Here is a 9,222-nt window from a genome sequence, read left to right as displayed (position 1 = left end):
ATGATGGAGGTTTGCTGGTATAGCTTGTTTATCAGGCCAAAAAGCATATTGGCTTCCTGTCTGGTTATGGGCTGAAAACCAACTTCATCAAGTATGACAAGATTAGCCGCATACAGTATCTTAAGTTTTTTCCGGCTTTTACCCGATATCATTTCGGTTTTTAAAGCCTGTACCAAGTCATCCATGGTTGTAAAATATACCCGGTATCCGGCATCTATCGCTGCCAATCCCAGGGATACAGCAAGATGGGTTTTACCAACTCCGGGAGGGCCTAGGAACATAATGTTGTAGGCGCCTTCCAGCCATGCCATATCAGTGAGCTGTTTCATCTGTCTTTTCGAAACACTGTTTTGAAATCCGAAATCAAAGTCTTCCAGTGTTTTCATATATGGCAGATTTGCCGCTTTCAGCCGTCTTAGTCTGCCTCGGTCTTGTCGCCCGTTTTGTTCGGCTTCGAGCAATTCCTTAATCGTCTGCAGCGGCGTCCATTCTTCTTTTTGGGCTTTTTCAAGTATATCTTCGAGTTGCTTTGCAGCATATACCATGGCCAGGCTATTAAGCTGTTCCTGTACTGTGTAAAGAAGGTTCATTCTGTTTCACCCCCTTTGGCCAGTACTACTGAAAACCTCTGCCGGTATCTTTTTTGTTGTCCCATGTACCTTTGCGTTGCCTGTCCGGTTAAGCCATGCGAGAAAATCTTCATTCCATATGTCAAGTTCCGTATACGTTTTGTTTCTTGCGAAGTTATTCTTAAAGTACTTGACTACGGCTTCCACTTTTCCTTTGCTTTCTGGGTCTGCACCCCGGCAAAGATATACGTTGAAGCCCATCTGTTGGCGGAACTGTTCAAATTCCCGGGTATAGATTATATCACCATAGTTTTCATCAACAGCAATCAGCCTGTCCTGATCAAATACCGGCTCTTTGGGCATTCCGCCCATATACTCAAAGCATTCTTGCAAGGCTGATACAAGTTGTGCTGCTGTTAGTGCTTGAGTATACCATTCACCCCATTTATACCTGGAGTGGGAAAGGACGCAAGCTACGCAGTATAGCTTACGATAATTCATTGTCCGAGCATCCCTGATGTAGACAACACCTAAGTCTACCTGCATCTGATGACCCATTGGCGGGTCTTCTGTGGCCATATACTGCCTCACATCTTTGCTGCCACTTTAGGGATGTTGTTTTGCTCCCTGAGATGCGCCGCAAATCGCCGGGCTGCTCTTTCAGAAACCGTTACCTGGTAGTGCTCTTTAAGCCAGTCCAATACCTGTGCAGCCGACATATCGGGATGCTGTTTGAGCCAGTCGATGACTACTCCTTCGTATAAGCTCAGCTTCCTTCCGCCCCTTCATCGTGTACCCCTCCGGAATTGAGATTTACCTTAATGGTAGCATAACCCATTGTTTCCAGTCGAGGTGCTGTATCCAGTGGCCGAAATTGCTGTATTTTAAGTGGCCGTTTTTGCTGTATTTTATTATACTGCTAACAGGAGCCGTGTGCGTTAATTGCGTTCGCGCGGTTCTGCGATGGGGGAGGCTCAATTGCGATATCCTGGGATTTGCGAGAGGCCTGTTCCTACCTGACTCATTTTATAAATGAAAATGCTCACTTTTTGGTAGTAGGTTTTTATTACCGTCTCTACCTTTAGGGGAGCATATCGCTTTTATGATTACTTGGAAGTTTCGTTTTTTAGAAATAAAATCTCTTTTAAATATTTCTCATAAAAGTTATTTAGCGAAGCTGAGAACTGAATTTTACCGTCATATGCACACCATTCTGACAAGAGACCATAAAGGTAACTCATGATAAACCGTGCGGTTTCTTCGCTATCGACGTTTTTTTTAAAACAGCCACTCTCTTGGCCCTTTTGAATTATGTGTTTTAACACTTGTCTCTGAAGGGTACTGGTCAGTGCGAAGTTCTTGTAATGCTTGTCCATTTGAATTTTTATTAATACCTTGACCTCATCCAATCTATTTTCTTGAAAATATTCAAGATAGAAATCGAAAATCTTCCGGAGCTGTACATCTGGCGGTAGTTTAAGGTTATTATTGAAAAGTTCGAAGATATCACCTTCAGCGATTTTATACCGTCGTAAAAGAATATCTGCTTTTGATCTAAAATGATGGTAAAAGGCTCCTTTTGTTAAGCCAAGTTCGTTACAAATTTGATCAATAGTCACATTATCGTATCCGTATTTCTCAAACAGTCGGAAGGCTTTATCAATAAGTTTTCTTTTTGTCGCATGTGCTTGGTCTCTTCGCAAATTTCTTATATTATCCATGATTTTTCCTTTCCTGATTTAGCCACTTGAAAACTTCTCCGTTTTTGAGGTGAAGTCCTTTCTACTTTTTCGGAAAATCTTGATTTTCTAAGGCTAATTATTTTGCAAAATGCTCAATATTAATTGTGATTATATCATGAGGGGAAGAGAAAATAAAGGATTGACCAAACATACCGAAGTATGTTAAAATTTTTTTAAATCAACATACTTTAGTATGTAAAAGGACCGTGGTTTATTCTCTTATTTTTTTGGATTTAACTGTATATACAGCTATACAGTTGCTAATAGCCCAGTAGGTTAAAAAATCCGACTTGTGTTAACCTATGGGTAACTTTTATGCGTGATGGAGGGGGTGTTTTCAACTAATCCTAATAAGTATGAAGCAGCATTACTTTGGAAACAAAGGAGGAGATGGTTTTGTTAGATTTAGAACGGTTAACACAGGCGGTGGGCGATCTTGATGAAGCCGAAGTAGAAAGTTTATTAAAGGAATTTGTATCATCCAATCCAAGTTCAGATGAAACAGATGCTGTAGTCGGGGCGTGTCAGCAGGGTATGGCCATAGTAGGTGATCTATTTGAGAAAAATGTGTACTTTGTTGGAGACTTAATTTTTGCCGGTGAACTACTCACCAAGTCAATTGATATTCTCAAACCAGTGTTGGTAGCAGACAAATCTAAGAAAATCGGTACTATTGTTTTAGGAACAGTTGAAGGTGACCTTCACGATATCGGTAAAAACATTTTCGCCAGCATGGTAGAAGCAGCCGGCTTTGAAGTTTACGACTTGGGGATAGACGTACCTGCAAGTGCCTTTGTAGACAAAGTAAAAGAAGTTAAGCCACAAATCGTAGGCATGAGCGGAGTGCTTACCCTGGCTCTTGATTCTATGAAAGCTACTGTAGATGCGCTTAAAGAAGCTGGGGTTCGTGACGAAATAAAAATCATTATTGGTGGGAACCCAGTTACAGAAGATGCTTGTAAACAGATTGGTGCAGACCGGTTTACAACCAATGCTGCTGAGGGCGTTAAATATTGTCGGGAGTGGGTGAAATAGATGAGTGATGTTAAGGCTTTAGCCCAGGAAAGAACTCAATTGTTTACTGATGTGTTGGATGGTAAAATTCCGAAAAGAGTACCTATATTTTCCTTTATGCAGCAGGAATTTGCCATGCAATATGCCGGAAAAAATTTAGCAGAGGCGCAATGGGATTCCAATGCTTTTGAGGAAGTAACAGAAATAATATGTCGGGATTTCATCACTGATAATGTTCCGGTACATGCGGTCAGATATCCATCCATTTACCAGCAGTTGGGAGCCCGAAACTGGGTTATGGGTTCTAATGGTTTTATTCAGCATCCCGAAATTGAAGGATTAGCGGTAGAAGATTACGATTACTTTATTGAAGCTCCTCTTGATTGTTTTATTGAGAGAGTATTACCCAGGCTCTATTCTGAGCTTGATAATAAGGACCCGATGTCTATCGCCTTTACTCTAGCCAAGGCGTTTAAAACATTTAGTGATGAATTTGGTAACCAGGCTATGCAAACTGCCAGAATACGTGAAAAATATGGGTATGCCGAAGTGAATTTTATGGCCGCCATTTGTGAGGCTCCCTTCGATTACTTAGCGGATCAAATGAGGGGCTTCAAAGGGATTTCCTTGGATATAAGACGGATTCCGGATAAAGTTGAGGCAGCCGTTGAGGCTCTGGTTCCTTGGGTAACAAAGATGGGAATGCAGCCATTTCCGTCATTAAATTCGGCGACCTTTATACCGCTCCATATGGCCCCGTATATGAGGGATAAAGATTTTGCCAGATTTTATTGGCCTGGTTTCAAGAAGCAGCTTGACGGGCTAGCAGCCGCAGGGTTCAGGTCGTTCATTTACTGCGAGAATAACTGGATGCGGTACTTAGATTACTTAGCTGAATTACCGGCAGGAACAATTATGTTCTTTGAAGACGGTGATCCTAAGCTGGTTAAAGAAAAGCTAGGCCGCAAACATATTATTACTGGCTTTTATCCCCTTACATTGTTAAAAACCGGCACTAAGCAGGAGTGTATCGATAAAGCTAAAGAACTGATTGACATACTGGCGCCGGGTGGAGGGTATATCTTTAGTTTTGATAAAGTACTCATAACACAGGATGGCCTAAACGTAGACAATTTGAAGGCTGTCTGGGAATATGTTGCGTCAAATTCTAATTATTAAGAGGTGATAAATAATGAAGAGCAAATATTATAAAACATGGGAAGAATACAAGGCTCAACATCCTGAAATCGAAAATCAAGAAAAGACAGCGGCGCCTAAGTTGCAGGGATACGAGGAAATGCTAATTGCTTTTATTATGTTCTTGGGTATGTAACAAAAAACTAAATACTTAGTTGGTCTGATGGGGTGGTCCAAAAGTGAACGGAGCCATCGGTTCAATCTGGGGCCACTCCCTTTTTTCTTGTCTGCTCCAAAACATATGTGGAGTTTGTGGCACTACTTATTAGGAATTGACAATTGTCAATCAATGAAATGGTCGCAGGTCATGCAAATTGGTGCTCTGACAGTGGTCATTGACATCGTCTCCTTTCTACTGCACAGTATACCGGTTTGTTTTGCGGCTGCAAATTATGTTTCACGTTTTTTTGGCCCTCTGCAGTAAAATGTAACCGATATAAAACAACAATAAAACAGCCTGTTTAAGGCTGTTTTTTATAGGACGGGCTGGAGGAACTGCGTAGTAGGCTTGAATGTAGCCAAACAGGCTATTTGCTGTTGTAACTGGGGATGTGGGGACAGGCAAGACCACAAGTAATCTGAAATTGGTGGATTCCTTCAGCGGATTGGCCAGCAGCGACAGTAATATTTTATTATATCCCAATGTAGTATATAATATGAGTATAAGATAAGGGAGCAGAGAATATTGTTGGAACAGGATTTAAGTTTGTAAACAATGTCTACCAAAAAAGGAAAAGAGGTGTTTTGGTATGACGAAACATATATACACCATTGATGAAATACGGAACATTGTAAGTGAAGTTGCAAAGCAGTATGGGGTTGAAAGGGTAACTTTATTTGGGTCCTATGCCAGAGGTGAGGCAAGGCCTGGCAGTGACATTGACCTGCGTATTGATAAGGGGAGAATACGTGGGCTATTCCAGCTTTCTGGCTTTCATATTGACCTTGAGGAGAAATTTAAAACGCATGTTGATGTAATCGTTAGTGACAGCCTTGATGAGAAATTTTTAAAAAGAATAAGCAGAGAGGAGATTTTGCTTTATGAGCAATGATGCAAGAAACGTTGATATTTTGGAGCATATTATAAAATATTGTGATGAAATTTATAAAACAATAGAGTATTTTGGCAATTCCTTTGAAATTTTTAAGGCTAATTCCATTTATAGAAATGCAGTATCAATGTGCATCCTTCAAATTGGTGAGCTGTCTGGTCATTTATCTGATAGCTTTAAAGAAATGCATAATGGAGTTCCGTGGAAGAACATTAAGGGAATGAGAAACTTTATAGCGCACAAATATGGAGATATAAGTATTTCGACAGTTTGGGAAGCTGTTTCTGATGATGTGCCGAAACTAAGGGACTATTGCAATTCGATTTTAAGAAAATACCGTGTGCTTGAACAGCCTGCTTTAGAGGAGAAAAATGGGAGATAAATATGGTTCTGGATGTTATCTTCATGCTAATAATGGGCCTATGAAGAAGACAGGAAAAACCCCGTGGCAACAGCTATCGTCTTAAGGACCGCATAAAGACCGCATAAAGACCGGCACTTATGCCATACTGGCAACTACATGAAGCCGGGGTGGGTCAAAACTATTCCGGCTAAAGTGGGTCAATTTAATTCCGGCGTTGACATATAGGGATTGAAACTCGGAATGCCTTTGGCTCTGCCCCGGTCAGCCAGCCAGTTTTTAGCCTACCTATGAGGGATTGAAACAGATGGCTGGAGGCATATTTGATGAGCGAAACTCCGGAATGAAGTTCATCCAATTTATCAGAAGCGGGTGGGGTAGGATTTAAGGGTTTTAGCCTGCATTTTAGGGATTGAAATATTGCGGTTCGGCTAAACCTGGTCCATTGAGTTTGCGCTTATATTGTATGCCGTTATCACCTGGGTAAGGCATTCGGTGATCAGCTTGACTATTAATAATTGCTTCCGGAATTCCATTTGGGAACGCCTCACATATCAGACGTTCGGGGTCATCAATGAAATGGTCACAGGTCATGCAAATTGGCGCTTTGACAGTGGTCATTGACATCGTCTCCTTTCTACTGCACAGTATACCGGTTTGTTTTTGCGGCTGCAAATTATGTTTTTAGCCTACCAGGTAACAGTTCCTCATCCGAAGAAGGACGTTGACCCCAAGACTTTAAGAAACTTACTAAAACAGGCGGGGCTTGAATAAAAATCCTGCCTCGCTCCAATAAGTTAATAATAATAAATATTTAAGCGTAATTTTTCACGGCGAACAAGGCGGTCAAAAAAACCCTTACCATCCCCAAATGGTTAAATGATTTAGCCGATATACTTGTACCCGGCATGGGGGGATAACAAGCTCAAGACTTCTACTAAACACCGGGATACTGGCAGGGAAGTTTCATAAAGACGGTTAATCAGACTGGAACTGTGTAAACTGGAAAAGTACCAGATGGGCGTAAGCCCTGAATTATTAACTTCAAAGCCGAAACCGGTCAGACGGAAAATTTGTCGTCGACCTCCGGTAGCGCAAAAACCCCGGGGGATCGACGACAAAGCCAAAACAGGGCGCAGGCCTAGAAAAATAAGAAAATACTGCAAAACAGGCCTTTAAAAAAGAGCATTTTTATGGTAAAATGCTGAAAGGTACAGAAAACCAAAAAGCCTTGCTGTACCTGATTTTTTGCGCCGCCCGAACGGGTTTTTAGCCTACCTATGAGGGATTGAAACTAATTTGTATCTGAGTTTGAAAGAAGGTGTAAGGTGGTGTTTTTAGCCTACCTATGAGGGATTGAAACAGAAGAAAAATGACAAAGTCAAAGATGTTGTAATGATAGTTTTTAGCCTACCTATGAGGGATTGAAACAAAGTGTATCCTGTTTTAAAAAGTGATGATGAGAAGGGTTTTTAGCCTACCTATGAGGGATTGAAACAAACAAAAGCAAAAACATAAACCATAAATTTTATAATGGTTTTTAGCCTACCTATGAGGGATTGAAACAAAATGACTCAGGATGAATATACATTTCCCCATCTATGTGTTTTTAGCCTACCTATGAGGGATTGAAACCTTCACAAAAACTGTTTACTAATCGCAAGTAATCGGCGTTTTTAGCCTACCTATGAGGGATTGAAACAGGCAAAAGCGGCCCAGATTTGGCAGGGAATAAAGGTTTTTAGCCTACCTATGAGGGATTGAAACGCAACCAAAGAAATAATATATCCAACACCAGAAGCCAGTTTTTAGCCTACCTATGAGGGATTGAAACTGCCTCACCTACAAAACGCAAGCCAGCTATTCTATTGTTTTTAGCCTACCTATGAGGGATTGAAACCTGATCCAAATGATTTATTAGTAAATTTATATATTGTTTTTAGCCTACCTATGAGGGATTGAAACACTATTTCCGCTACTTCATCCGTAAACCTTATTGACTGTTTTTAGCCTACCTATGAGGGATTGAAACCATTTTTATCTAGTAGGTATCTGTCGCGTTTTCTTTAGTTTTTAGCCTACCTATGAGGGATTGAAACGCATATAAACCTGTTGGAGGTGTAGGAACAGTTAAGTCAGTTTTTAGCCTACCTATGAGGGATTGAAACGGTTTAGGAAATTATGCAATATTTTAATAGATTGTCAGTTTTTAGCCTACCTATGAGGGATTGAAACTGATGAATAGGTGTTTGAGTTGTGCAAAAATGGACAGCGTTTTTAGCCTACCTATGAGGGATTGAAACATTTGTCAGACGGCAAGTTATTAAGCGCCACATATGCCGTTTTTAGCCTACCTATGAGGGATTGAAACTAAATCTGTTTAGCCGTAAACACTGTAGCCAAAAGTATTTTTTAGCCTACCTATGAGGGATTGAAACGTAATGGAAAACAAGTAAGTTTAATGTTGAAGGTACAGTTTTTAGCCTACCTATGAGGGATTGAAACACTGTAATTGGTCTTTTAGCATCAGTGTCTTCGGCTTTGTTTTTAGCCTACCTATGAGGGATTGAAACTAACGGCAAAGTGACAATTCAATATTCCAATGTGCCTGGTTTTTAGCCTACCTATGAGGGATTGAAACCCAAACAGAACCAGAACAAATTAAAAAGAATATAGGTTTTTAGCCTACCTATGAGGGATTGAAACAAGTTGGGTTCCAAAGGCGAAGCGGTCAAAGAGTTGCGTTTTTAGCCTACCTATGAGGGATTGAAACTTTTCTCTGCTGAGTTATCTCAGACAACAAGGCCTCGGGTTTTTAGCCTACCTATGAGGGATTGAAACCCGATTTGAAGGAACAACTGGACGAAGCCAAAGAGCGTTTTTAGCCTACCTATGAGGGATTGAAACCCTTTTTGCCGGAGTAGACTGCCCTTGTCAATTGTCTCGTTTTTAGCCTACCTATGAGGGATTGAAACTGATGAAAGGAAACTCGAGATAGTAGAACCTAAAGTTGTTTTTAGCCTACCTATGAGGGATTGAAACCAAATCATGAAATGCGCTGTGAAACTTAACGTAGGGAGTTTTTAGCCTACCTATGAGGGATTGAAACAACAAAACTGCTCAAATGCTTGGTGTTGGTGGTTTTGGTTTTTAGCCTACCTATGAGGGATTGAAACACTAATTTGGGCCGTAATCTGCAGGCCAAAGCTCAGAGTTTTTAGCCTACCTATGAGGGATTGAAACGCCCATTAAGTTGTTAATCTGTTTTTGTACTCCGAGTTTTTAGC

Annotated in this window: 11 protein-coding genes and 1 CRISPR repeat array (1 of these 12 cut by a window edge); of the genes, 6 read left to right on the top strand and 5 right to left on the bottom strand. The window is 40.8% G+C overall.

Annotated elements, in window-relative coordinates; all coding sequences use genetic code 11:
• The 4 genes from Tfer_RS12315 to Tfer_RS12305 all read right to left on the bottom strand — a co-directional run.
• A partial coding sequence (locus Tfer_RS12315; RefSeq protein WP_052218661.1) for an ATP-binding protein occupies positions 1-590 on the bottom strand: 590 nt, incomplete at its 3' end.
• A 6-nt stretch (positions 591-596) separates the two neighbouring features.
• The gene (locus tag Tfer_RS12310; protein WP_152909051.1) at positions 597-1,148 is read right to left on the bottom strand and encodes a DDE-type integrase/transposase/recombinase; all 552 of its coding nucleotides are present in this window, start codon (positions 1,146-1,148) and stop codon (positions 597-599) included.
• 8 nt (positions 1,149-1,156) lie between these two features.
• A complete protein-coding gene (locus tag Tfer_RS17155; protein ID WP_282432071.1) occupies positions 1,157-1,288 on the bottom strand; it encodes a hypothetical protein in 132 nt (43 codons plus the stop codon).
• 387 nt (positions 1,289-1,675) lie between these two features.
• Complete coding sequence (locus Tfer_RS12305; protein WP_052218659.1) at positions 1,676-2,290, bottom strand: TetR/AcrR family transcriptional regulator; 615 nt, start codon at positions 2,288-2,290, stop codon at positions 1,676-1,678.
• Between the two features lie 417 nt (positions 2,291-2,707).
• Here Tfer_RS12305 and Tfer_RS12300 point away from each other — a divergent pair, with 417 nt between their 5' ends.
• The 5 genes from Tfer_RS12300 to Tfer_RS12285 all read left to right on the top strand — a co-directional run bounded on the left by Tfer_RS12300 (position 2,708) and on the right by Tfer_RS12285 (position 5,956).
• Positions 2,708-3,346, top strand: coding sequence for a cobalamin B12-binding domain-containing protein (locus Tfer_RS12300; protein ID WP_052218658.1), 639 nt, complete (start codon positions 2,708-2,710; stop codon positions 3,344-3,346).
• Positions 3,347-4,504: a uroporphyrinogen decarboxylase family protein gene (locus Tfer_RS12295; protein WP_052218657.1), complete on the top strand. Its 1,158-nt coding sequence runs from the start codon at positions 3,347-3,349 to the stop codon at positions 4,502-4,504.
• 13 nt (positions 4,505-4,517) lie between these two features.
• Positions 4,518-4,658 (top strand): hypothetical protein, encoded by a 141-nt coding sequence (locus tag Tfer_RS16740; protein WP_200901037.1) that lies wholly within the window; start codon positions 4,518-4,520, stop codon positions 4,656-4,658.
• A 613-nt stretch (positions 4,659-5,271) separates the two neighbouring features.
• Entirely contained in the window at positions 5,272-5,574 is a 303-nt protein-coding gene (locus Tfer_RS12290) for a nucleotidyltransferase family protein (protein ID WP_052218656.1), read from the top strand.
• Positions 5,564-5,956 carry a HepT-like ribonuclease domain-containing protein gene (locus Tfer_RS12285; RefSeq protein WP_052218655.1) on the top strand — a complete coding sequence of 131 codons (393 nt, stop codon included), beginning with the start codon at positions 5,564-5,566 and terminating at the stop codon, positions 5,954-5,956. Before Tfer_RS12290 ends, Tfer_RS12285 begins: the two co-directional genes overlap by 11 nt.
• A gap of 384 nt (positions 5,957-6,340) precedes the next feature.
• Here Tfer_RS12285 and Tfer_RS12280 read toward each other — a convergent pair whose 3' ends face one another.
• The gene (locus Tfer_RS12280; RefSeq protein WP_052218654.1) at positions 6,341-6,556 is read right to left on the bottom strand and encodes a hypothetical protein; all 216 of its coding nucleotides are present in this window, start codon (positions 6,554-6,556) and stop codon (positions 6,341-6,343) included.
• A 57-nt stretch (positions 6,557-6,613) separates the two neighbouring features.
• Between Tfer_RS12280 and Tfer_RS16110 the strand changes: the two genes are divergently transcribed.
• Positions 6,614-6,709, top strand: coding sequence for a type II toxin-antitoxin system HicA family toxin (locus Tfer_RS16110; RefSeq protein ID WP_083436940.1), 96 nt, complete (start codon positions 6,614-6,616; stop codon positions 6,707-6,709).
• Positions 6,710-7,200: 491 nt separating this feature from the next.
• A CRISPR array of direct repeats spans positions 7,201-9,222; the repeat unit is 30 nt; unit sequence GTTTTTAGCCTACCTATGAGGGATTGAAAC (it continues 1,235 nt past the right edge of the window).

The sequence above is a fragment of the Thermincola ferriacetica genome, assembly GCF_001263415.1.
In the GTDB taxonomy this organism is placed as follows: domain Bacteria; phylum Bacillota; class Thermincolia; order Thermincolales; family Thermincolaceae; genus Thermincola; species Thermincola ferriacetica.
Note: the sequence above shows the minus strand (reverse complement) of the source record. Positions and strands in the feature narration are given on the sequence as shown.

Excerpts from the sequence above, each read along its gene's own strand:
- Tfer_RS16110 (WP_083436940.1), top strand. The coding sequence starts at position 6,614 with ATGTTTTTAGCCTACCAGGTAACAGTTCCTCATCCGAAGAAGGACGTT.
- Tfer_RS12280 (WP_052218654.1), bottom strand. The coding sequence starts at position 6,556 with ATGACCACTGTCAAAGCGCCAATTTGCATGACCTGTGACCATTTCATT.
- Tfer_RS12285 (WP_052218655.1), top strand. The coding sequence starts at position 5,564 with ATGAGCAATGATGCAAGAAACGTTGATATTTTGGAGCATATTATAAAA.
- Tfer_RS12310 (WP_152909051.1), bottom strand. The coding sequence starts at position 1,148 with ATGGCCACAGAAGACCCGCCAATGGGTCATCAGATGCAGGTAGACTTA.
- Tfer_RS12305 (WP_052218659.1), bottom strand. The coding sequence starts at position 2,290 with ATGGATAATATAAGAAATTTGCGAAGAGACCAAGCACATGCGACAAAA.
- Tfer_RS12295 (WP_052218657.1), top strand. The coding sequence starts at position 3,347 with ATGAGTGATGTTAAGGCTTTAGCCCAGGAAAGAACTCAATTGTTTACT.
- Tfer_RS17155 (WP_282432071.1), bottom strand. The coding sequence starts at position 1,288 with ATGTCGGCTGCACAGGTATTGGACTGGCTTAAAGAGCACTACCAGGTA.
- Tfer_RS16740 (WP_200901037.1), top strand. The coding sequence starts at position 4,518 with ATGAAGAGCAAATATTATAAAACATGGGAAGAATACAAGGCTCAACAT.
- Tfer_RS12290 (WP_052218656.1), top strand. The coding sequence starts at position 5,272 with ATGACGAAACATATATACACCATTGATGAAATACGGAACATTGTAAGT.